General features: G+C 55.5%; 20 protein-coding genes. 5 read left to right on the forward strand and 15 right to left on the reverse strand.

Going from position 1 to position 23,897, the window contains the following annotated elements:
• Positions 1-12: 12 nt before the first annotated feature.
• The 4 genes from nagK to lolC are packed head-to-tail and all read right to left on the reverse strand — an operon-like array spanning position 13 to position 4,115.
• Positions 13-924 (reverse strand): N-acetylglucosamine kinase, encoded by a 912-nt coding sequence (nagK, locus tag ABR39_RS23505; protein ID WP_047348974.1) that lies wholly within the window; start codon positions 922-924, stop codon positions 13-15.
• A 53-nt stretch (positions 925-977) separates the two neighbouring features.
• Positions 978-2,222: a lipoprotein-releasing ABC transporter permease subunit LolE gene (lolE, locus tag ABR39_RS23510; protein ID WP_047348975.1), complete on the reverse strand. Its 1,245-nt coding sequence runs from the start codon at positions 2,220-2,222 to the stop codon at positions 978-980.
• A complete protein-coding gene (gene lolD, locus ABR39_RS23515) occupies positions 2,222-2,923 on the reverse strand; it encodes a lipoprotein-releasing ABC transporter ATP-binding protein LolD (RefSeq protein ID WP_047061583.1) in 702 nt (233 codons plus the stop codon). The genes lolE and lolD overlap by 1 nt, the downstream gene beginning before the upstream one ends.
• Positions 2,916-4,115 carry a lipoprotein-releasing ABC transporter permease subunit LolC gene (gene lolC / locus ABR39_RS23520; protein ID WP_047348976.1) on the reverse strand — a complete coding sequence of 400 codons (1,200 nt, stop codon included), beginning with the start codon at positions 4,113-4,115 and terminating at the stop codon, positions 2,916-2,918. The genes lolD and lolC overlap by 8 nt, the downstream gene beginning before the upstream one ends.
• 256 nt (positions 4,116-4,371) lie before the next feature.
• On the opposite strand from lolC, the gene ABR39_RS23525 reads away from it, so the two are divergent.
• The 4 genes from ABR39_RS23525 (at position 4,372) to ABR39_RS24370 (ending at position 13,750) form a co-directional block, all read left to right on the forward strand.
• On the forward strand, positions 4,372-5,445 hold the full coding sequence (locus ABR39_RS23525) for an acyltransferase family protein (RefSeq protein ID WP_047348977.1): 1,074 nt from the start codon (positions 4,372-4,374) through the stop codon (positions 5,443-5,445).
• Between the two features lie 149 nt (positions 5,446-5,594).
• Positions 5,595-9,041 carry a transcription-repair coupling factor gene (mfd, locus tag ABR39_RS23530; RefSeq protein ID WP_047348978.1) on the forward strand — a complete coding sequence of 1,149 codons (3,447 nt, stop codon included), beginning with the start codon at positions 5,595-5,597 and terminating at the stop codon, positions 9,039-9,041.
• Positions 9,042-9,189: 148 nt separating this feature from the next.
• Positions 9,190-10,155 carry a L,D-transpeptidase LdtC gene (ldtC, locus tag ABR39_RS23535; RefSeq protein WP_047348979.1) on the forward strand — a complete coding sequence of 322 codons (966 nt, stop codon included), beginning with the start codon at positions 9,190-9,192 and terminating at the stop codon, positions 10,153-10,155.
• A 568-nt stretch (positions 10,156-10,723) separates the two neighbouring features.
• Entirely contained in the window at positions 10,724-13,750 is a 3,027-nt protein-coding gene (locus ABR39_RS24370; protein ID WP_052952216.1) for an autotransporter outer membrane beta-barrel domain-containing protein, read from the forward strand.
• 78 nt (positions 13,751-13,828) lie between these two features.
• Here the strand turns inward: ABR39_RS24370 and bhsA are convergent, their stop codons facing one another.
• On the reverse strand, positions 13,829-14,086 hold the full coding sequence (bhsA, locus tag ABR39_RS23545) for a multiple stress resistance protein BhsA (protein ID WP_047348980.1): 258 nt from the start codon (positions 14,084-14,086) through the stop codon (positions 13,829-13,831).
• Positions 14,087-14,330: 244 nt separating this feature from the next.
• Here bhsA and comR point away from each other — a divergent pair, with 244 nt between their 5' ends.
• The gene (gene comR, locus ABR39_RS23550; RefSeq protein ID WP_047348981.1) at positions 14,331-14,966 is read left to right on the forward strand and encodes a TetR family copper-responsive transcriptional repressor ComR; all 636 of its coding nucleotides are present in this window, start codon (positions 14,331-14,333) and stop codon (positions 14,964-14,966) included.
• Between the two features lie 59 nt (positions 14,967-15,025).
• On the opposite strand, the gene ABR39_RS23555 is transcribed toward comR, so the two are convergent.
• The 10 genes from ABR39_RS23555 to ABR39_RS23600 all read right to left on the reverse strand — a co-directional run bounded on the left by ABR39_RS23555 (position 15,026) and on the right by ABR39_RS23600 (position 23,896).
• The gene (locus tag ABR39_RS23555) at positions 15,026-15,565 is read right to left on the reverse strand and encodes a glycine zipper 2TM domain-containing protein (RefSeq protein ID WP_008500779.1); all 540 of its coding nucleotides are present in this window, start codon (positions 15,563-15,565) and stop codon (positions 15,026-15,028) included.
• 193 nt (positions 15,566-15,758) lie between these two features.
• Positions 15,759-17,063, reverse strand: a complete 1,305-nt coding sequence (locus ABR39_RS23560) for an NAD(P)/FAD-dependent oxidoreductase (RefSeq protein ID WP_047348982.1) — start codon at positions 17,061-17,063, stop codon at positions 15,759-15,761.
• Positions 17,064-17,300: 237 nt separating this feature from the next.
• Positions 17,301-17,843 (reverse strand): alpha/beta hydrolase YcfP, encoded by a 543-nt coding sequence (gene ycfP, locus ABR39_RS23565; protein WP_008500781.1) that lies wholly within the window; start codon positions 17,841-17,843, stop codon positions 17,301-17,303.
• Positions 17,844-17,877: 34 nt separating this feature from the next.
• Positions 17,878-18,903 carry a beta-N-acetylhexosaminidase gene (gene nagZ / locus ABR39_RS23570; RefSeq protein WP_047349083.1) on the reverse strand — a complete coding sequence of 342 codons (1,026 nt, stop codon included), beginning with the start codon at positions 18,901-18,903 and terminating at the stop codon, positions 17,878-17,880.
• Positions 18,904-18,914: 11 nt separating this feature from the next.
• Complete coding sequence (thiK, locus tag ABR39_RS23575) at positions 18,915-19,739, reverse strand: thiamine kinase (protein ID WP_047348983.1); 825 nt, start codon at positions 19,737-19,739, stop codon at positions 18,915-18,917.
• On the reverse strand, positions 19,720-20,367 hold the full coding sequence (gene lpoB, locus ABR39_RS23580; RefSeq protein ID WP_047348984.1) for a penicillin-binding protein activator LpoB: 648 nt from the start codon (positions 20,365-20,367) through the stop codon (positions 19,720-19,722). The genes thiK and lpoB overlap by 20 nt, the downstream gene beginning before the upstream one ends.
• Positions 20,368-20,377: 10 nt before the next feature.
• The gene (locus ABR39_RS23585; RefSeq protein ID WP_047348985.1) at positions 20,378-20,752 is read right to left on the reverse strand and encodes a YcfL family protein; all 375 of its coding nucleotides are present in this window, start codon (positions 20,750-20,752) and stop codon (positions 20,378-20,380) included.
• 1 nt (position 20,753) lies between these two features.
• A complete protein-coding gene (hinT, locus tag ABR39_RS23590) occupies positions 20,754-21,113 on the reverse strand; it encodes a purine nucleoside phosphoramidase (protein ID WP_006809243.1) in 360 nt (119 codons plus the stop codon).
• Between the two features lie 257 nt (positions 21,114-21,370).
• Positions 21,371-22,804: a PTS glucose transporter subunit IIBC gene (gene ptsG, locus ABR39_RS23595; protein ID WP_047348986.1), complete on the reverse strand. Its 1,434-nt coding sequence runs from the start codon at positions 22,802-22,804 to the stop codon at positions 21,371-21,373.
• A 297-nt stretch (positions 22,805-23,101) separates the two neighbouring features.
• Entirely contained in the window at positions 23,102-23,896 is a 795-nt protein-coding gene (locus tag ABR39_RS23600; RefSeq protein WP_047348987.1) for a metal-dependent hydrolase, read from the reverse strand.
• Position 23,897 lies beyond the last annotated feature (1 nt).

Here is a 23,897-nt window from a genome sequence, read left to right on the forward strand (position 1 = left end):
AAACCTCGTAAACTAATCGGTGAGATGAAGGAATGCGGCTCCGCGCATGCCTCCTGCGTCCCCGTGTCGCGCGCGTTCAATACGCGGCACGCGGGCAACCGGCAATAAATGTCGGGGCAAACGCCCGGACAACCGTTCCGTAATCGCGGTAAAGTTTGAAAGCCCTCCCCCTATCACCAGCAGATCCGGGTCGACGATGGTGAGAATATTTCCCAGACATACCGCCAGCAGATCCAGATAGCGCTCGACGTGCTCACGCGCCTGCGCATCACCTTGCTCCCACAGGGTAATGATTTGAGGGGCCTCAAGTTTCTGATGATAGAAGTGTTCGTAAAGCCATGCAAACCCGCGGCCGGAGAGATAGTTCTCAATACAGCCGTGCTGGCCGCAGCCGCAGCGGGTCAACGGAAAATCACGCCCGACGACGTCCAGCGCGTCCACCGGCAGGCGGATATGGCCAAACTCTCCGGTGATGTAGCTGCGCCCGGTGATGGGCTTCCCCTTGATCACAATCCCCCCGCCGACGCCGGTGCCGAGGATCAGCCCCATCACCAGCGGATAGTGACGGAATTCATCATCCCAGGCTTCAGAGAGGGCAAAGCAGTTGGCATCGTTGTCTAAACGCACGTCGCGTTCAAGGAGGGCAGAGAGATCGGCGCGCAGCGGTTTGCCGCTGGCAGCAGGCACGTTAGCGGCATACAGCGTGCCGTCGTCGGTTTCGGGCATCCCCGGAATGCCAATGCCAACGCTGCCTTTGACGCCAAAGCGTTCATCAGCCTGCGCCACCAGCACAGCAATGGCGGTTAAAAACTCGTCGTAGCTTTCGTGCGGCGTGGGAACGCGGGTTTCCCACTGCAGCTTAAGGTCTTTATCAAACACGCCGAGCGCAATCTTGGTGCCGCCAATATCAAATCCGTAATACATAACGCATTCCTCTTTTAACCTGGCGGCCCGAAAGCCGCTAGATCATGACGTAATTACTGGCCACTTAATACCCTCGCCGGATCAATTCGGCTTGCGCGACGCGCCGGATACCAGCTTGCCAGCAGACTCAGTAAAAGTGCTGTAACCAGCACATAAAAAACGTCCAGCCAGTGCAGTTCAGACGGCAGGAAGTCAATAAAATAGATGTCACCCGACAGGAACTGGTGGCCAATAAGTTTTTCAATGCCGTTGATAATCGGCGTCAGCTGCAGGGAAACCACCACGCCAATCACCACGCCGCACAGGCTGCCGAACAGCCCCGCCAGCAAACCGTACCAGACGAAGATGGCGCGAATAAGACCGTCCTTTGCCCCCAGGGTACGCAGCACGGCAATGTCACCGCTCTTGTCTTTGACCGCCATCACCAGCGTCGAGACGATATTAAAGCACGCGACACCGATCACCAGCACCATGGCCAGATACATAATGGCGCGGATCATCTGGATATCACGGTACATATAGCCGTAAGTGCCGATCCAGCTCTTGATGTAGACGTAGTTATTGGTCACGCTGCCCGCGTCTCGTACCAGTTTGTTGGCGTTAAAGACGTCGTTCACCTTGATGGCAATGCCCGTCACGCTGTCGGCCATGTCGAGATACTGGCGCGCATCTTCCATCGGCACCATCGCAAAGCTATGGTCAAGCTGACCGCTCAGCTGAAGAATACCGGTGACGTGCAGGCGCACGCGTTTAGGCTGCTGCAGTTTGTGATCGGCGCTGGCGTTGGGGATCATGATAGACACCCAGTCGCCCTGCTTCACCTTTAGCGCATCCGCGACGCCTTTACCCATGATGATTTGCTGCTCGCCGGCCTTAAAGTTCGCCCACGCGCCGTTCTGCACATATTTCGGCAGCGCGCTCAGGCGTTCTTCCTGGACGGGATTCACCCCTTTCACCTGAATGGCGCGCAGGTTTACCCCGCTCTCCACCAGCCCGGTAAAATTAATGTAGGGCGCCGCAGCGGCGATGCCCGGGACCTTTTCCACTTTGGCCAGGGCGTCGCTCCAGTTGATCCAGGGCTGGTTAACCGGTTCGATTTCACCGTGCGGCACCACCGCCAGAATGCGGTTATTCAGCTCGCGCTCGAAGCCGTTCATGGCGCTCAGGCCAACAATCAGCACCGCCACACCCAGCGCGATACCGATGGTCGAAATGACGGAGATCAGCGACACCATGCCGCCGCGACGGCGACCGCGGCTAAAGCGTAGCCCGATGAGTAACGATAACGGTGAAGCCATTACTCCGCTCCCATCAGAGTCAGTTCTGCATTCAGATGGCCGTCGCGCATCTCAAGCTGGCGCCCCATGCGTTTTGCCAGCTGCAGATCGTGGGTTACCACCAGAAACGCGGTGCCCTGCGAGGCGTTCAGCTCGCCCAGGAGCTGGAAAATACTGTCCGCATTGCGCGCATCCAGGTTACCGGTAGGCTCATCCGCCAGCACCAGACGCGGGTTGTTCACCAGCGCACGGGCAATCGCCACGCGCTGACGCTCGCCGCCGGAAAGCTCCGACGGACGGTGGTTACCGCGATGGCCCAGCCCTACCGCTTTCAGCATGTCGCTGGCGCGGGCGTTAATTTCTGCCGGCTTCTTTTTGCCAATCAACAGCGGCATCGCCACGTTTTCCAGCGCCGTGAAATCCGGCAGCAGGTGGTGGAACTGGTAGATAAAGCCCAGCTCGCGGTTACGCAGCTCAGCCTTCGCCGCGGAGGACATTTTGCTCATCGGCTGGCCGGAGAAAATCACGTCGCCGTTGGTTGGGGTATCCAGCCCGCCCAGCAGGTGTAATAAGGTACTTTTGCCGGAGCCGGAACTACCGACAATCGCCATCATCTCGCCTTCGCCCACGCTGAAGCTCACATTGTGCAGCACGTCAGTCTGCACAGAGCCTTCCTGATAGCGTTTGGACAGGTTGTCGCATTGCAACAGGATCTTATTCATAACGTAAAGCCTCAGCGGGTTGGGTGGCGGCGGCGCGCCAGGAAGGATAAAGCGTAGAAAGCAGCGCAATGGCCATCGCGGCCAGCGCAATACCGACCACCTGCAGCGGCTCGATAGCCACCGGCAGCGCCGCGCCATCAAGCAGCGCGCCAATGATCGGCATTAAGTTATTAAGCTGGCTGGCAAGCAGCGCGCCCAGCGCTGCCCCGAGCAACGCCCCGATAATCCCGGCGCTCGCGCCCTGCACCATAAAGACCGCCATGATCTGGCGCGGCGTGAGCCCCTGGGTTTGCAGAATGGCGACTTCGCCCTGTTTTTCCATCACCATCAGGCCCAGCGAGGTGATGATGTTAAAGGCAGCCACGGCCACAATCAGGCTCAGCAGCAGCCCCATCATGTTTTTTTCCATACGTACGGCCTGGAACAATTCGCCTTTACGCTCGCGCCAGTCCTGCCATTTCGTGCCGTCCGGCAGCTTTTGCTGGCTGAGCGTATCGACCTTCAGCGGCGCGTCGAGCCACAGGCGCCAGCCGGTGATATTCCCCGCCGGATAGCGCATCAGGCGTGATGCGTCCTGGATGTTAACCAGCATCTGGTAACCATCGACTTCGCTGTTGGCAGCAAAGGTACCAATTACGGTGAACAGACGCTGGCTTGGCAGGCGACCCATCGGCGTAAACTGGCTGGCTGAAGGCACCATCACGCGCAGCTGGTCGCCACGGTTGACGCCAAGCTGGCCGGCAAGCTGTTCACCCAAAATAACGTTGTATTTTCCGGCTTCGAGATCGGTCTGCTTCACGTTAACCAGGTATGGCGTTAGCGGATCGTTTTGCGCCGGGTCGATGCCCAGCATCACGCCGACCGCCACGCTGCGGGCGCTTTGCAGCACCACGTCGCCGGTCGTCAACGGCGCAACGCGCGTGACACCCTGTAACTTCGCCGCGCTTTCCGGGAGCTGTTGCGGGTTAACCGAACCGTTAGTCGATGAGAGTACGGCCTGCGGCATCAGCCCCAGGATGTTGTTTTGCAGCTCGCGCTCAAAGCCATTCATGACGGAAAGCACCGTCACCAGCGCCATCACGCCAAGCGTGATGCCAATAGTCGAAAGCCAGGAGACAAAGCGACCGAAGCGGTCCGCGGCGCGCCCACGCATGTAGCGTAAGCCTATGAAGAGTGCGACAGGTTGATACATGAAATCCGTCTGTTTGCTGATAGCAGACCCACGAGTATATAAGCGAATCCGTTAAGCGTAAATGACTGAAACCGTAAGCTTTGGTAATCATTTTTCCGAAAAATTCAGATAAATCAGGATGCTAATGGCTGAAAGTGCACCTCGCAACCTCCACCTTTTCCGAAAAACCTCCTGATACAGACTGTTACCCATTACATCCTGGTTTCGTTTTAGAACAATTGCTCGTTCGTTTATGGCAATAAGGTAGTTGCGAACAATGAAGCAAAAAGCATTATGGATTAACCAGATAAAAGGGCTGTGCATCTGCCTGGTGGTTATCTATCATTCGGTCATCACGTTTTATCCGCATCTGATCGGGCTGCAACACCCGCTCTCCGGCCTTCTCGCCAAATGCTGGGTCTACTTTAACCTCTACCTCGCACCGTTCCGTATGCCGGTCTTCTTCTTTATTTCTGGCTACTTGATCCGTCGCTATATTGACGAGGTGGGCTGGCGTACCAGTCTCGACAAACGCGTCTGGAGCATTGTCTGGGTCCTGGCGCTGTGGGGCGTCCTGCAATGGCAGGCGCTGAGCCATCTGAACGCCTGGCTGGCACCGGAGCGTGAGCTTGCTACCTCGTCGAACGCGGCCTACGCCGACTCGTTCTCAGGATTTGTGCGCGGGATGCTCACCGCCAGCACCAGCCTGTGGTATCTGTATGCCCTGGTGGTCTACTTCACGCTGTGTAAACTGCTGAGCCGCTGGAAGCTGCCGGTACTGGGGCTGCTGGCGCTGGCAAGCATCGCGATCAACTTCCTGCCGCTGCCGTGGTGGGGAATGAACAGCGTGGTACGCAACATGATCTACTATAGCCTTGGGGCGTGGTATGGCGCAGAGCTGATGGCATGGATGAAAGGCGTCAACCTGCGCCGCATCTGGCTGGCGACTGTCGCTTTCGCTGCCGTCTCGGTGGTGCTGTGGTTTGCTAACGTTCCGCTGCTGCTCTCCTTGTTGTCGATTGTGCTGATCATGAAGCTGTTCTACAGCCTTGAGCAGCGCTATGCCGTTCATCCGCACAACCTGCTTAACGTGATTGGCTCAAACACCATTGCGATCTATACCACCCACCGCATCTTAATTGAGGCCTTTAGCCTGTTCCTGATTGGCGAGATGAATGCCGCATACTGGCCGGTCTGGGCTGAGCTGACTTTAATTCTGGTCTATCCGTTTGCCAGCCTGCTTATCTGTACCCTTGCCGGGCTTGGTGTGCGTAAACTCTCCACCGCACTGTTTGGGGACATTTTCTTCTCTCCTCCCTCAACGCTAAGCCTGTCAACAACCACCCGTTAATGCCCTCTCCGCCCCCGCCTCGGGGGCGTATCGCCCCGCCGAGCGGTTCCGATTTGCTTATGCAAAACGATCGAGGATAATAAAGACATTGCGTATCAGTGATATGCCCCAATACTGTTGGTATATCCATAAGAGACTCTGACATAGCCATGCCTGAACACTATCGTTATTCCTTGCCTGCCAAAGCGGGCGACCAGCGCCAGCTGGGTGAACTCACGGGCGCGGCGTGCGCCACGCTGGTGGCAGAAATCGCTGAGCGTCATCCTGGACCGGTGATACTGGTTGCCCCGGATATGCAAAATGCCCTGCGCCTGCACGACGAAATTCGCCAGTTCACCGATAGCCTGGTGTTCAGCCTGGCCGACTGGGAAACGCTGCCGTATGACAGCTTCTCTCCGCATCAGGAGATCATCTCCTCGCGCCTGTCGACGCTCTATCAGCTGCCGACCATGCAGCGCGGCGTGCTGATTGTACCGGTGAACACCCTGATGCAGCGCGTCTGTCCGCACAGCTACCTGCATGGCCACGCGCTGGTGATGAAAAAGGGCCAGCGCCTGTCCCGTGATGCCCTGCGCGCGCAGCTTGACGGTGCCGGCTATCGCCACGTCGATCAGGTGATGGAGCACGGGGAATACGCGACCCGCGGCGCGTTGCTCGACCTGTATCCAATGGGCAGCGACCAGCCGTATCGTCTGGACTTTTTCGATGATGAAATCGATAGCCTGCGCGTATTCGATGCCGACACGCAGCGCACGCTGGAAGAAGTGGAGTCGATCAATTTACTGCCCGCGCACGAGTTCCCGACGGACAAAACCGCTATCGAACTGTTCCGCAGCCAGTGGCGCGACAGGTTCGAGGTGAAGCGCGACGCCGAACATATTTACCAGCAGGTCAGCAAAGGCACGCTTCCTGCCGGGATCGAATACTGGCAGCCGCTGTTCTTCAACGAGCCGCTACCGGCCCTGTTCAGCTACTTCCCGGCGAATACGCTGATTGTTAACACCGGCGATATCGACGCCAGCGCCAGCCGCTTTGAAAGCGAAACCCGCGCCCGCTTTGAAAACCGGGGCGTTGACCCGATGCGTCCGCTGCTGCCGCCGGAAGCGCTGTGGCTGCGAACCGATGAGCTCAACGCCGAGCTGAAGCGCTGGCCGCGTATGCAGCTTAAAACCGATTCGCTTGCCGATAAGGCCGCCAACACCAACCTTGCCTTCCGGACGCTGCCGGACCTCGCCGTTCAGGCACAGCAGAAATCACCGCTGGATAATCTGCGCAAGTTCCTCGAATCCTTTACCGGCCCGGTGGTGTTCTCCGTTGAGAGTGAAGGCCGTCGTGAAGCGCTCGGTGAACTGCTGGGGCGCATTAAGGTTGCGCCGAAACGCATCCTGCGTCTGAGCGAAGCGACCGGAAACGGTCGTTACCTGATGATTGGCGCTGCCGAGCACGGGTTTATTGATACGCTCAACAACCTGGCGCTGATTTGCGAAAGCGACCTGCTGGGCGAGCGCGTCGCGCGTCGCCGTCAGGACAGCCGTCGAACCATCAATCCGGACACGCTGATCCGTAACCTGGCCGAGCTGCACCCGGGTCAGCCGATTGTTCACCTGGAGCATGGCGTTGGGCGCTATCAGGGGATGACCACGCTGGAGGCGGGCGGCATCAAAGGTGAATACCTGATGCTGACCTATGCTAACGACGCCAAGCTGTACGTTCCGGTCTCCTCACTGCATCTCATCAGCCGCTATGCGGGCGGTGCCGAAGACAATGCGCCGCTGCACAAGCTGGGCGGCGACGCCTGGGCGCGCGCGCGCCAGAAAGCCGCGGAAAAAGTGCGCGACGTGGCGGCCGAGCTGCTGGATATCTACGCCCAGCGCGCGGCTAAAGAGGGCTTCGCCTTTAAGCATGATAAGGAACAGTACCAGCTGTTCTGCGACAGCTTCCCGTTTGAAACCACGCCGGATCAGGCACAGGCCATTAACGCCGTGCTGAGCGATATGTGCCAGCCGCTGGCAATGGACCGCTTAGTCTGCGGCGACGTCGGCTTCGGTAAAACCGAAGTGGCGATGCGCGCCGCCTTCCTTGCGGTTGAAAACAACAAGCAGGTGGCGGTGCTGGTGCCGACCACCCTGCTCGCTCAGCAGCACTTTGACAACTTCCGCGACCGCTTTGCCAACTGGCCGGTACGCATCGAGATGCTGTCGCGTTTTCGCAGTACCAAAGAGCAGACCCAGATCCTGGAGCAGGCCAGCGAGGGTAAAATCGACATTCTGATCGGCACCCACAAGCTGCTGCAAAGCGACGTGAAGTGGAAAGATCTGGGGCTCCTGATCGTCGACGAAGAGCACCGCTTCGGGGTGCGTCACAAAGAGCGCATCAAAGCCATGCGCGCCGACGTTGATATTCTGACCCTGACCGCGACGCCTATCCCGCGAACCCTGAATATGGCGATGAGCGGCATGCGCGATCTGTCGATTATTGCCACGCCGCCGGCGCGCCGTCTGGCGGTAAAAACCTTTGTCCGCGAGTACGATAATCTGGTGGTCCGTGAGGCCATTCTGCGTGAAGTGCTGCGCGGGGGACAGGTCTATTACCTCTACAACGATGTGGAAAATATTCAGAAAGCGGCGGACAGGCTGGCGGAGCTGGTACCGGAAGCGCGCATTGCTATCGGTCATGGGCAGATGCGCGAGCGCGAGCTGGAACGGGTAATGAACGACTTCCACCACCAGCGCTTTAACGTGCTGGTGTGCACCACTATCATTGAAACCGGTATTGATATCCCGACGGCCAATACCATCATCATCGAACGTGCGGATCACTTCGGTCTTGCGCAGCTCCATCAGCTGCGCGGCCGCGTCGGGCGTTCGCACCATCAGGCCTACGCCTGGCTGCTGACACCGCATCCGAAAGCGATGACTACCGACGCGCAAAAGCGTCTGGAAGCCATCGCCTCGCTGGAAGACCTCGGCGCAGGCTTTGCGCTGGCAACGCACGATCTCGAGATCCGCGGTGCCGGTGAACTGCTGGGTGAGGACCAGAGCGGCTCGATGGAGACCATCGGCTTCTCGCTCTATATGGAGCTGCTGGAAAATGCGGTCGATGCCCTGAAGGCCGGACGCGAGCCGTCGCTGGAAGATCTCACCAGCCAGCAGACCGAGGTCGAGCTGCGTATGCCTTCCCTGCTGCCGGACGATTTCATTCCGGATGTGAATACCCGACTGTCGTTCTACAAGCGCATCGCCAGTGCGAAGAAGGAAAACGAGCTGGAAGAGATTAAGGTGGAGCTGATCGACCGCTTTGGTCTGCTGCCCGATGCGGCGAGAAATCTGCTGGATATCGCGCGCCTGCGCCAGCAGGCACAGAAGCTGGGCATTCGTAAGCTTGAAGGCAACGAAAAAGGCGGCGTGATTGAATTCGCCGAGAAGAACCACGTCAACCCGATGTGGCTGATCGGTCTGCTGCAAAAACAGCCGCAGCATTTCCGCCTGGATGGGCCGACGCGTCTGAAATTTACCCAGGAGCTGACGGAGCGCAAAACCCGTATGGACTGGGTGCGTAACTTTATGCGTCAGCTGGAAGAGAACGCGATCGCGTAATCGTCTCCCCGGCAGCACGGCGCTCGCTGCCGGGGCATAATTTACAAACTCTTTGCACTTCCCCTGGATTTCCCGACACGCTCATTCGCCATAATTATCGTTAACTGCTTATAAAACAATAACCTTATCATTTATATGGATTATGGTGATGATGACCTCTACGCGTTTTACCCGATGGATATGTTTTTTCGCGCTGGCCGCAGCGGTAGCGATAACCCTTCCTGCGCGGGCCAATACCTGGCCTCTTCCGCCTCCCGGCAGCAATGTGGTCGGGAAAAACCAGTTTCACGTGGTGGAAAATAACGGCGGGTCGCTGGAAGCAATTGCCAAAAAATATAACGTCGGCTTTTTGGCTTTGCTGCAGGCCAACCCCGGCGTTGACCCTTACGTGCCGCGCGCCGGTAGCGTGCTGACGATCCCTCTTCAGACCATACTCCCGGATGCGCCGCGTGAAGGGCTGGTAATAAACCTTGCCGAACTGCGTCTTTACTACTATCCCCCAGGCAAAAATGAAGTGACCGTCTACCCGATAGGCATTGGTCAGCTGGGCGGCGATACCCTAACGCCAACGATGGTCACGACCGTATCGCAGAAGCGGGCCAACCCAACCTGGACACCAACCGCCAATATTCGTGCCCGTTACAAAGCGCAGGGTATAGAGCTACCGGCAGTTGTCCCTGCGGGGCCAGACAATCCGATGGGGCATCATGCGATCCGCCTTGCCGCATACGGCGGAGTGTATTTGCTGCACGGAACCAACGCTGATTTTGGGATCGGCATGCGCGTCAGCTCCGGCTGTATCCGTCTGCGCGATGACGATATCAAGAAGCTGTACAACGTCCTGGCGCTCGGCACGAAGGTCAATATAATCAACACCCCGATTAAGGTCTCTGAAGAGCCAGGCGGCGTACGGCTGGTTGAGGTGCATCAGCCGCTGTCGAAAAATATCGGCGACGATCCGCAAACGTTGCCAATTAACCTTAATGCAGCACTGATGAGTTTTAAAACCAGTGCCAGCACGGACGAGACGGTGATGGAGTCCGCGATGACTACGCGGTCCGGTATGCCAACGGACGTCACGCAACACCACGATAACGCACAGCAGTCGATATAAAGCACTGCTCTGCTAGCGGCCCCCTCCTTCAGTAAAAGAGACAGGCATAGCGTGATTACGCTATGCTGTTCTCTGAATATGTCAGACTGACTTCCCTCATGTCCTGGTACCGGAAAGTGTATTTGCATACAGGTAAAAAAAGTGTGCAGCGTGGAACGTGAAAAAAATGAATCCTTATTTCTTAGGTATATCTTATTTCTGATGAAATAATGGTAGTAGCAGCAGGACAATATCTTAAAACCCGATTTTTATCCTCTGGAAATGCGCAACGCCGTTTCATATTTCAGCCAGACCAGCATGAAGAATCACCACCCCAACAATGACGAAACATAAATCCTTATATTTTACCCTTAACAGCATTTAATTCCATAAATCCAGTTAAGACCATTTCATTTGTGATTATTCGCTAAAACGGGAGAATTAGCTCAAGGCATAATAATCATTGTATTCGACAGCAAGCCTTGCAATAAGTCGAAATTAATTTTCAGCACTTTGGTTATAAATATAAAAATGCCTTCTCCTTTCAATCAAATAATTGCATACGATTGTTCGTCGTAACGGATAGTATATGAAAAGATTTAAACTAAGCACTACTGCGGTGTTAATCAGTAGCTTATTGTTCGTGAACAATGCTATTGCGCAAATCGAAGAAATCAATAATGCCAACGGCGTTATTTCCGGAAGCGGCGTGATTGCCAACGGTGGCGTTTACAAGGTTATCGGTACCGCAGGTGAAAACAGCGTCATTTCTGTTGCGGATAACGGCAGCGTTACCGTGAATCACAACGGCGGCTCTCCATTGATCATGGGCTGGGGTGAGTTCGAGAATGGCGATCTTCTGATCACCAGCGGCAGCGTTATCGTCGCCAACAGCGGGACAATCAACTTAGGTAGTGGTTCGACTATTAATACCACGTATGGCGATCTGATCGAGGGCACGGTTCCCAACCGACCTGACCTTCCTCTGGATAAAGATTACCAGTTTGTGTTTGCTTTAGGCGTCACTACGACGGGCGCAATCAGCGCGGCTAACCTTGCTAAAGAAGGGAAAATCGTTGCCGACGACCTGACGATCAATATCAGCCACCAGCGTGACGATAAGTTTGTCGTTGGGATCCATGGTGAAAAGGCGAATGCGAACATTGATTTGACGGGGTTAACCACCGTTAATACTACGGCACTCGGTAACGAAAGTCTGGCGCTGGGTATTTATGCCAAAAACAGCACGCGGGTTACCGCTGACGATTTGCGCCTGACCAGCACGGGACAGATGTATGCTGTGGGGCTTTCTTCACAGTCCGTTGAAGAAAACGCTCGCTCCCTCATCACCTATAACAATGCGGTGATCACTTCCGTGGCCGATGATTTTGCCGATGGTATCAGCACCGCTGGCGGCCACATCGTCGCTCAGGGCGATACGCAGATCGACATCACCGTCAATAAGACCGGCGCGGTAACCTCGGGGATCTGGGTATCAGATGGACTCGACGATATCGATTTAGACTCCTACTTCACCAGCCACGGAAAAATAGCGCTCGCCCTGAACGCCGGTGCGGACGGTACGGAACTTCGCGGGGCGGAATCCGTTGGCTCGTCGGAACTGACCACCCAGGACCTGGCCATCTCGATGAATACGAACGGGCATCAGCAGACCAAAGGCACGGGCTTGTTTGCCTCAAAAGACAGCGCGCTGACGCCGGGTAACCTTGTCGTTAATGGCAAACTGAACATTGACGTCGCAGATACGACCCGCAGCGGCACATGGCACTACATCCACGCGGATAAAGGCGGCAGCATTGCGCTAAACGGCGAGGCGAGCCTGGGCGTGAACTACAACGATCCGGATACCATTGCCATTCTGGCGGAGAACGCTGATTCTCGCGTGTCGGCGGCTGGGCAGAAAATGCAGGTCGTGGGTACCGTTGAAGCGAAAGATGCAGGGCTGGTCGATCTTAGTGCCGTCAGGGCGTCCCGTTTCGACGGCGGCTTCCTGACCAGCACTGGCGGCACTAACAACCTGTCGCTGGCAGAAGACTCGGTCTGGAATATGACCAAAGATTCTCAGCTGACTAACCTGACGCTGAATGAATCGACGCTGAATTTTATGCATACCTCCGCGCAGGCGCAGCGACAGACGCGTGACGCAGCCACGTTCAAAACCCTGACTGTGGACGGTGATTACGCGGGCAGTAACGGCAATCTGGTGATGAATACGGCGCTTGGCGATGACAACTCCCCTACCGACCGCTTGATTGTCAACGGTAATACCAGCGGCACCACCAACGTGATGGTGCTGAACGCGGGCGGGACAGGCGGCCTGACGACGAACGGGATTGAGCTGATCGCCGTTAACGGTAACTCTGTCGGTGAGTTTAAACAGAATGGCCGTATTGTTGCCGGGGCGTATGACTATACCCTGCAGCGCGGCGCGGGTCAGAACGCCGCAAACTGGTACCTGAGCAGCGCGCTGACGCCTGAAATACCAGAAACGCCAGAACCTCCAGCGCCGCCGGAACCGACAGAACCAACAGAACCTCCGGTGAAGCCTGAGCCACCAGCGCCGGTCAATCCGCCCGATCCGGTGACGCCAGCCTCTCCGACACCGGTACCGGCTGTTGAACACGCGGTGCGTCCAGAAGCAGGTCTGTATGGCGTTAACCTGGCGGCGGCTAACACGCTGTTCAACACCCGTTTGCATGACCGTCTAGGTGAAACCCACTACGTTGATGCCCTGACCGGTGAAGCGCGCGCGACCAGCATGTGGCTGCGTAACGTGGGCGGACATACCCGCCAGCACGACAGCAGCGGCCAGCTGAGCATGCAGAGTAACCGCTACGTAATGCAGCTTGGCGGTGACGTGGCGCAGTGGAGCAGCAATAACGCTGACCGCTATCATCTGGGCGTGATGGGCGGCTATGCCAACCAGAAGAGCCGTGCAGAAAACCAGCGTAACGGTAACCATGCTACCAGCAGCATCGACGGATACAGCGTCGGCGTCTACGGTACCTGGCTGCAGGACAACGAAAGTAAAGAAGGCGCGTATGTTGATACCTGGGTGCAGTACAACTGGTTCAACAACACCCTTTCTGGTGATGACGTTGCTACGGAGACGTACAAATCAAAAGGCTTCACCGCTTCTGTCGAATCTGGCTACACCTGGAAAATGGCGGACCTCAGCGAGCGTAGCGCGCTGTATATCCAGCCAAAAGCGCAGATAACCTGGATGGGCGTGAAGGCGGACTCGCACAAAGAAGTCAACGGTACCCGTGTAGAAGGTAACGGCGACGGCAATATTCAAAGCCGCGTTGGCGTGCGTCTGTACGGCCATGCTCACAACAAGCTGGACGATGGCAACGACCGTAACTTCCAGCCGTTCGTGGAAGCCAACTGGATCCACAATACTAAAGACTTTGGCGCATCGCTTAATGGTGAAAAAGTGAATCTGGCGGGCAACCGCAACATCGGTGAAATGAAAGCGGGTGTTGAAGGTCAGCTGTCGAAGAATGTCTCTCTGTGGGGCAACGTTGCTCAGCAGGTAGGTACCAAGGGATACAGCGATACGCAAGGTATGCTGGGTATAAAATACAGCTGGTAAGCAGTATGAATAAAAAAACGCCCTGCTCATGCAGGGCGTTTTTTATTGCAGTGGCATAAATGAGGGTTTATGCGTGACTTATTTGTAGATTACAGCCGTGCCGTGCAGGGTGTTAGGGCCGGTCACAGAGGTAATACGGAAAGATTTCGCACCCATCTCTTCAGCTTTTTGCGCCAGCTGGCTTTCCAGTGAACCCAGGTTAGTACCGGCAGATGCGGAGATAGTCCCGACTTTATGCTGGTCAGCAGGTGTGGATTGCACTTCAACAGCAGCAAAGCTTGCGAAAGAGAGTGAGCTCAGAACGGCGGCAGCGATGAGGGTTTTTACGTTTTTCATGATCTTTACCTTTAGCAGATGAATTTGGAAGTCGTTATCTATTTAGTTAACGATCGATAGGTAAATAATAAGTGTGATCCAGGTCACGCGTCAACATAATTTTATAATGAGCGTTAACTTAATTTTAAAGTCGTTATTTTTCATACTCATATGATTAATTTATTTTTAAGCATTCAGCGCTGGTGGTGGCTTGCGTTTATTTTTATAATGGTTATTCAACAAACCAACAGAGGACCAACGGCAAATGACAACCGATGTCACGAGTTGTGCGAAGAAAAGCCGTGGCCGACCAAAAGTGTTTGACAGGGATGCAGCGCTTGATAAGGCCATGACTCTCTTCTGGCAACATGGGTATGAAGCAACCTCGCTTTCCGATCTGGTAGAAGCCACCGGAGCCAAAGCGCCGACGCTGTATGCTGAATTTACCAATAAAGAGGGGCTGTTCAGGGCGGTGCTGGACAGATACATTTCGCGCTTTGCGGCGAAACACGAAGCCCAGCTATTTTGTGAAGAAAAAAGCGTTGAGCAGGCACTGCGAGACTACTTCACCGCCGTCGCCACCTGCTTTACCAGTAAAGATACGCCTGCGGGCTGCTTTATGATTAACACCTCTGCCACCCTTGCGGCATCGTCTAAAGAGATCGCCAATACGGTGAAATCGCGTCACGCCATGCAGGAGGAGACGCTGAGCGCGTTTCTGGCTCAGCGCCAGCAGCGCGGTGAAATCCCCGCGCACTGCAACCCTCAGGTGCTGGCGCAGTACCTGAGCTGTATTTTGCAGGGGATGTCGATCAGCGCCCGCGAAGGTGCTTCACTGGAAAAACTGCAGACTATTAGCGACACCACGCTGCGGCTGTGGCCTGAGCTACTCAAAATCTGACGCAAAAAAAAGCTCCTCAGCCTGAGCGCATGAGGAGCTAAGTTCAGAGAACATCTTTTTTACACTTTGTTATTCAGAACCAGCTGGCCATTACCGTCCAGAGGGATTTGCGTCCCTGGATCTTTATCCATGCGGATTTTGCCCTGCTGATCGCCAATTTTGTACGTCACGTCATAACCCAGCATTTTCTCCGACTTGTCATAGACGGTTTTGCAGCGCTGCTGAGTTGTGGTGTAGGTATCGTTATCCTGCATCGCGCCCTGCACCTGGTTACCGGCATAGCCACCGCCCAGCGCGCCGACCACGGTCGCCACATCTTTACCGCGGCCACCGCCAAACTGATGACCAATGACCCCACCGGCTACCGCACCCAGAACAGAGCCGGCAATACGGTTTTCATCCTGAACAGGACGACGGTGAGTCACGGAGACGTTGCGGCACTCCTGACGAGGGGTTTTCACGGTTTCTTTAATCGGAGTAGCAGAAACCACCTGTGCATACTGCGGGCCGCGATCTAATACGTTCAGACTGGCAACGGCAGCCACACCTAACGCAGCCGCGACGCCAATCCCTATACCCGCCAACATTGATTTATTCACGGGACTTCCTCCTTTGTTGCTATTGGTAACAATTTTGCAATGGAGGCACGGCTTCGCCAATCAGATAAAGGATCAAAAAAGAGGCATTGAGGGGGGATATATCCTATTTAGGAGAACTCTTAAGCACGCATTCTGTGATCTGCAGCACGATATGCTAAAAACTCCCTCCGGAAGGCCCGGAGGGAGTAAAAGATTAGTGCAGCTTCAGACGCGGACGGATCACGCGGTTGATTCTGCCCACCAGCATCATCAGCCCGGTTTTGAAGTAGCCGTGCAGCGCAATCTGGTGCATACGGTACAGGGAGATATACACGAAGCGTGCAATGCGCCCTTCTACCATCATCGAGCCACGCATCAGGTTGCCCATCAGGCTGCCGACGGTTGAGAAGTTAGACAGCGATACCAGAGAACCGTGGTCTTTGTAGACATAGGCTTTCATTGGCTTACCTTTGGTCTGCGCCAGAATGTTGTGCAGTACCAGGCTCGCCATCTGATGCGCCGCCTGGGCGCGCGGCGGTACGAAGCCGCCTTCAGGACGCGCGCAGGAAGCGCAGTCGCCGATAGCAAAGATGTCAGGGTCGCGGGTAGTTTGCAGCGTCGGCTCAGTCACCAGCTGGTTGATGCGGTTCGTTTCCAGGCCACCGATCTCTTTCATAAAGTCAGGCGCTTTGATACCTGCCGCCCAGACCATCAGATCCGCTTTGATGTACTCGCCGTCTTTCGTGTGCAGGCCACCTTCGTCGGCGCTGGTCACCATGGTCTGCGTCAGCACCCGCACGCCCAGTTTGGTGAGTTCATTGTGCGCCGCACCGGAAATACGCGGCGGCAGCGCAGGCAGAATACGTTCACCGGCTTCAACCAGCGTCACGTTCAGCGCTTCGTTGGTTAACCCTTTATAGCCGTAGCTGTGCAGCTGCTTCACCGCATTGTGCAGCTCAGCGGACAGCTCAACGCCCGTCGCACCGCCACCAACAATGGCGATATTCACTTTACCGTTCGCACCCATATTGCTGGTGTACTTCAGGAACAGGTTCAGCATTTCCTGATGGAAACGACGCGCCTGGTGCGGGTTATCAAGGAAGATACAGTGCTCTTTCACGCCTGGCGTGTTGAAGTCATTGGAGGTACTGCCCAGCGCCATGACCAGTGTGTCATACGCCAGCTTGCGCTCAGGGACCAGCAGCTCCCCTTTTTCATCACGCAGCTCTGCCAAGGTAATGGTTTTGCTTTCGCGGTTGATGTCCACCACCGAGCCCAGCTGGAACTGGAAATGATGGTTGCGCGCGTGCGCCAGATAGCTGAGCGCGTCCACGCCCTCGTCCAGAGAACCGGTCGCCACTTCGTGCAGCAGCGGTTTCCACAGGTGACTGTGGTTACGATCCACCAGCGTAATTTTGGCTTTTTTACCGCGGCCCAGCTTCTTGCCCAACTGTGTCGCCAGCTCCAGCCCGCCTGCTCCACCGCCTACAATCACTATCTTTTTCAATGGCGTAGTCAACGTGACCCCCTCAAATTATTAACCAATTGTTAATTAAAAGTTATAAAAATAACCCTTAATTAACAACAGGTTACAGCACTGAAACCATTCAGGTGCATTGAGAATAACACGTCAGGCGCATTGGTCATACCAAAATTGATATGCATCAAGTTTTGATGGCTTAAAAGTAGACAATTCTGGTCAAAAAGAAAGCCCGGCACGCTTTCACGTCCGGGCTTCTGGGCCTGCTTCAGGAGTTTAACCCAGCGTTTTAAAGGCCTTGATACGCTGCAGGTGCGGAGAGATGTTCTTAAACTTGTGGGTCTGTTCTTCGTCCCAGACGATCTCATAGTAATGATGCAGCAGTTCTGCAGCCCGATGGCTGTTGAGCGCCTCATCGTTACGCGACAGGATCACCAGACAGCGGTCGCGGTTTTTCTCCCGAAAATTGCTGACGCACTTGGTCGCGATATCGACATACTCTTCCGGGCGGTCAATTTTGCCTTCCATGTTCTCGTTCGGGAACAGGTTAGGATTGAACACCACCTGGCGGATGTCACACAGGAAGCCAATCCGCTCCGCCCAGTAGCCGCCCAGCCCCACGCCGCAAATCAACGGGCGATCGTCGACGTTGAGCTGCAACATCTTGTCCACTTCTTTGAGCAGATGCTGCATATCATGCTTCGGGTGACGCGTGCTGTAGCTGATCAACCGGACATCCGGATCGATAAACTGCAGCTGCAGCACCTTCTCATGATTACCAGGACTGTTAGAGTCAAAACCGTGTAAATAGATGATCATCGTCTTCTCACCACGCTACGCCTTCCGGGAGGGTTTACAGGCTGGCTTTATATGCCTGCCAGCGCTCATTCAGGTCTTCAAGCCGGGCGTTGACCGTCTTCCAGCGCGCCGAATCCATCAGCTCCTGACGGCTAAATGAACCTTTATGATACAATTGTGTAACACGCTCTGCATTGATCGGCGACAGGTTATCCAGCACGCTAACGGCACCTTTACGATTATTGCAGACCAGGATCATATCGCAACCTGCGTCCAGCGATGCCTGACCGCGTTCTGCGTAGCTGCCCATAATCGCGGCCCCTTCCATCGATAAATCGTCGGAGAAAATCACGCCATTGAAGCCCAGCTCCTGGCGCAGAACGGTTTTCAGCCAGTGCGGAGAGCCGCTGGCAGGACGCGGGTCAACGTCGCTGTAAATCACGTGCGCAGGCATAATGGCATCCAGCTTGTTATCGGTGATAAGCGACTGGAAAACCGACATATCTTTGGCGCGAATTTCCGCTTCCGGGCGCGGATCGCGCGGCGTCTCTTTGTGGGAATCCGCCGTCACCGCCCCGTGGCCCGGGAAGTGTTTGCCGGTGGTCTTCATCCCGGCATCGTGCATGCCGTCGATAAAGCGGGTCGCCATTGCCAGCGCAATACGCGGATCTTCATGGTATGAACGCTCGCCAATAGCGGCGCTGATATGCCCCACGTCCAGAACCGGGGCAAAACTGATGTCGATATCCATGGCGATCATTTCGCTGGCCATCAGCCAGCCGGCGTCCTGCGCCAGTTTTCCACCCTCTTCCGTGCCTAACAGCGCGGCAAAAGACTGGGCTGCCGGCAGACGTGTAAACCCTTCGCGAAAACGCTGCACGCGTCCACCTTCCTGATCGACGGCCACCACCAGATGATTGCGCGACGCGGCGCGGATCTGACGCACCAGCTCACGCAATTGCGCCGGATCGTGATAGTTGCGGGTAAACAGGATCAGGCCACCCACCAGCGGATGCGCCAGAATTTCACGCTCCTCCGCATCCAGCTCAAACCCTTCTACATCCAACATGACTGGACCCACATCCACCTCTCTTATCCTTTAGTTTGTAACTGACGCCAGGCATCGTTTGCCAGCGCAATAAATTGTTTTTCTCTGGACTGCTGGTAGCGCATTTCAAACCAGCCGGCCATTAACATGATGACCCAGGGACGCCAGCGCCTGACCTGCCGCGTCAGCGCGTCGACGTCAATTTTTGCCGCGTGGGCATAGTCGCTGATGAGCGCCTGCCGCGCGGCGTCACTCTTCGTCCAGACCGCCGCCAGCTCCAGCGCCACGTCGCCGTCTCCGGCATATTCCCAGTCGATAAGCCTGATACCCGCTGACGTATGCACAATATTTCCGGCATGAACGTCCATGTGCAACGGCGAGAGCCGGATCGGCTGTGGCTCGCCCGCTTTACGCATCCGTTTAAGATGTGCCAGCCACGTTGGGGTGCGTCTGTCAGGCAGGGCTTGCTGCCAGTAGTGTTCAAGCAACGGGAATAGCGTGATTCGCCATCCCAGACGTGGCTGCCGGTGCAAATGATACAGCATCGCCGCAAGCGCTGAAGTGTCCGGCAGCGCGCGTTTAACCTCACCTTCCAGATACTCGACGGCCATCCAGCCCTGTCTGAAAAACCGGGGTTCAGGCACGAGATCTGACGCAAGACGTCTCAGGGCTCGAAACTGACGACGGAAATGGAAAGCAGGCGCGAAGGGATCGTGATTCTGCCGCAAGACCAGACGGTGTTCGCCCTGCGCTATAATGCAACTCGCGCCGCCAAGCCCGGAATGGGCCTGCGGCGCGATAAGGCGATATTGAGGAAAATAGCGTGTCAGAATCTCTTCACGCGTGCTGTCATTGTTGCGTAACCGCACCTTTACCTGACCAGATAATTTCGCCTGTCTGGACCAGCATCAGCTGCATCTGCAGGGCTGGCGTATTCACGTTACCGGTGGCGTTAGAGTACAGCACATACTGTGCGCCAACGTTTCGGGCAATACCGATCGCCTTGCTGCGTGAGCCGAGGCTATCCTGCGGCGACAGGCCCAGCTGCTGTTTCGCGACCGCGAGCTGTTGAGCCGAAACCAGCGTAAACTTACCGTTGTTTGCCAGGGCATTGCGCAGGGTTTCCGTCGCTTCGCCCGCGTTCAGCGAACCGTTGGTACGGTTGTTCACGCTATCGACCAGCAATACGCTGCCTGCCGTCACGCCCTGTGCCTGCAGCATCTTACCGACCATCGGCTGCATTGCGCCGTTCCAGTCGTAATGGCGCACGCGCGGCGTGGGCTGCGACGTCTGGTCCGGATGCTCAATAGGACCAGGCTGTTCCGGAATAGACGGCACAGATGGCACGGTTGGCTGCGGCTGCGCGGGCTGCGTCGGCTGTTCAGTACCCGGTTTAGCCTCTTCAACAGGCGCTGGCTGTTCAGTACGCGTCACACACCCTGCCAGAAACAGAGCGAAAGCTGTCACGAGCGCATAGCGGCTCAAATTTTTAATCAAGATTCACCCCTTAGAGATAAAGATAAAGTCTCACCTTATGCGCACCCAGATAGTTGGCGCTGCCATAGAGCGTTACCGACGATCTTGCCGGAATGGTGACGCTTCGCGGCGCTTCCAGCGGATGCATTTCAAGACCTCTTACGTCATACCAGAAAAAGCGGTAGTGGACCGTCACTGGTTCATGTCTTTCATTGAAGAGCGTAGAGGAGGCAGACGAATTGATTTCACTGATGGTCAACGCGGGTTGCTGCGCCGTGATGCCTGCGGCAAGTACGGAGGATTCCATCACCAGCGTCTGTTCATCATTCACGGGGATCGCCGGGCGCGAGCTGCACCCTGCGATCATCATCGTCACTACCAGCGCTGCAATACGCCCTTTAAGCATGTTAAAGACCTTTGTGTGCCAGCATCGGCCCCAGAGGACGCCCGCCCAGCAGATGCATGTGAATGTGATAAACTTCCTGCCCGCCATGACGGTTGCAGTTCATGATCAGACGGTAGCCGTCTTCCGCAATGCCTTCCTGCTCAGCAATTTTCGCGGCCACCGTCAGCATACGACCTAACGCCACTTCGTGCTCGGTTTTTACGTCGTTTACGGTAGGAATCAGAATATTAGGAATGATAAGGATGTGCGTCGGGGCCTGAGGGGAAATGTCCCGGAAAGCCGTCACCAGTTCATCCTGATAGACGATATCCGAAGGGATTTCGCGACGGATAATTTTACTGAAAATCGTTTCTTCAGCCATGACCTTTTCCTTTTTTGTTTAGTCTGGTGCGATGCGTCCGCTGTTGACACACTCTCTGGATGAGCGCGTGACACAATTCAAGAGTATGAGCGAGTTTCTCCTGTCCTTTCAACCTCCTCCCCCGATTTCTTTCCTGAATGTTTATCAGCTGGATGAAGAGTGACCGCTCCTGCGTCCTGGTGATGTTTTTTAAGACATAAAACCGCACCAATAAAAAAGGCAGCCATTCGGCTGCCTTAGTCTCCCCAGGTCACAACTTAGTTGCTGCGGATGTACTCATCCATTTCGGTTTTCAGGTTATCGGATTTAGTACCGAAGATTGCCTGTACACCCGAACCTGCAACAACAACACCTGCTGCGCCCAGTTTTTTCAGACCCGGCTGGTCTACTTTCGCTACATCGGCAACGCTCACACGCAGACGGGTGATGCACGCGTCCAGGTTAGTGATGTTCTCTTTACCACCGAACGCTGCGACCAGTGCTGGCGCCATTTCGCTGGTTGCGCCTGCTTTGCTGTCTTCTGTCGCATCTTCACGACCTGGGGTTTTCAGGTCCAGTGCTTTAATCAGCACGCGGAAGATGGTGTAGTACGCAACCGCATAGCACGCACCAACGATTGGGAACAGCCACAGCTTGCTGCTGTTACCGGACAGAACGATGAAGTCGATCAGACCGTGAGAGAAGGACGTACCGTCACGCATACCCAGCAGGATACAGATTGGGAACGCCAGGCCCGCCAGAACCGCGTGAATAATGTACAGGATCGGCGCAACGAACATGAAGGAGAACTCGATCGGCTCGGTGATACCGGTCAGGAACGAGGTCAACGCTGCGGAGATCATGATACCGCCCACTTTTGCACGGTTCTCTGGCTTAGCAGAGTGCCAGATAGCAATCGCCGCAGCTGGCAGACCGTACATTTTGAACAGGAAGCCACCAGACAGTTTACCTGCAGTTGGGTCGCCCGCCATGTAACGTGGGATATCACCGTGGAACACCTGACCTGCTGCGTTGGTGAATTCACCAATCTGCATCTGGAATGGAACGTTCCAGATGTGGTGCAGACCGAATGGTACCAGGCAACGCTCGATGAAGCCGTAGATACCAAACGCCACAACCGGGTTCTGGTAAGCAGCCCACTGAGAGAAGGTCTGGATAGCGGAACCGATCGGTGGCCAGATGAAGGACAGGATCACGCCAGTGAAAATCGCTGCCAGACCAGAGATGATCGGAACGAAACGCTTGCCCGCGAAGAAGCCCAGATACTCAGGCAGCTTGATGCGATAGAAGCGGTTAAACATGTACGCTGCAATCGCACCGGAGATGATACCGCCCAGCACACCGGTGTCCGCCAGGTGTTTCGCAGCGATCTCTTCTGCCGGTAAATGCAGAACCAGCGGCGCAACCACAGCCATGGTTTTCACCATGATGCCGTAAGCAACCACTGCAGCCAGCGCAGAAACGCCGTCGTTGTTGGTGAAGCCCAGAGCCACACCGATCGCGAAGATCAGTGGCATGTTAGCAAAGACTGAACCGCCTGCTTCGGCCATCACGTGTGAAACTACGGCTGGCAGCCAGCTGAAGTTAGCAGAACCGACACCCAGCAGGATACCTGCGATAGGCAGTACGGATACTGGCAGCATCAGCGATTTACCGACCTTTTGCAGGTTAGCAAATGCATTCTTAAACATAATTGAGAGTGCTCCTGAGTATTTGTGCTTTTTTTACGCTTTCACGCATTGGCCCGGGGGGAGTACCGTGCCGTGGACAGGACATCTAAGCGCCCTTTATTTATTACACAGAGTAAAATAATTCCCTCTGAGTTTGTTTGACGGCTATCACGTTTCAGCTTAAGGCGGTCGAAAAACTTTCAGTTATTTACAAAAAGCATGTCCGGATGTGTCTAAAAACACCCTCACCGCCCCAAATGAGGCGGTGAACTTTACTCGTTTTACTTATTAATTACGAGCCTAAAAAAAACAGGTGTATCAAACAGATTGCAGGCGGGCGGGGTCGATATGGAACAGCGTAGAGAAGTTTTCCGTCGTGACGCGGGCCAGTTCTTCGATACTGACACCTTTAAGCACGGCCATGTACTCCGCAACGTCTCTCGTCATGGCCGGCTGGTTCTCTTTACCGCGATGCGGTACCGGTGCCAGATAAGGAGAGTCTGTTTCCACCAGGATGCGATCGAGCGGAACATAGCGCGCAGCGTCGCGAAGCTGCTCTGCGTTACGGAACGTCACGATCCCAGAAAACGAAATATAAAACCCTAGATCAAGCAGTTTACCCGCCGTTTCTCTGTCTTCTGTGAAACAGTGTAGTACGCCACCGCAATCCGTCACATTTTCTTCCCGCAGGATCGCCAGCGTATCGGCACGCGCATCGCGGGTATGAACAATGACCGGCTTGTTAAGTTCGCGGCCAATGCGGATATGATGGCGGAAGGACTCTTGCTGGCGCGGTTTGGTTTCCGGCGTGTAGAAATAGTCCAGCCCGGTCTCCCCCATTGCCACCACGCCCTCTTCCGCTGCCAGTCGGCGCAGCTCCTCGACGTCGTACGCCTCGTCCTGATTCAACGGGTGCACGCCGCAGGAGAACACCACGTTATCGCGAACGCCCACCAGCTCGCGCATCGTGCGATAGCCCGGCAGCGTCGTCGCCACCGCAAGGCAGAATTTCACATCGCGGGCTGCGGCTTTCGCCAGCACGTCATCCACGTTTTTATGCAGGGATTGATAATCCAGGCCATCAAGATGGCAGTGTGAGTCGACTAAAAACATA

This window comes from Enterobacter genomosp. O (genome assembly GCF_001022965.1).
Classification (GTDB): Bacteria; Pseudomonadota; Gammaproteobacteria; order Enterobacterales; family Enterobacteriaceae; genus Enterobacter; species Enterobacter cloacae_L.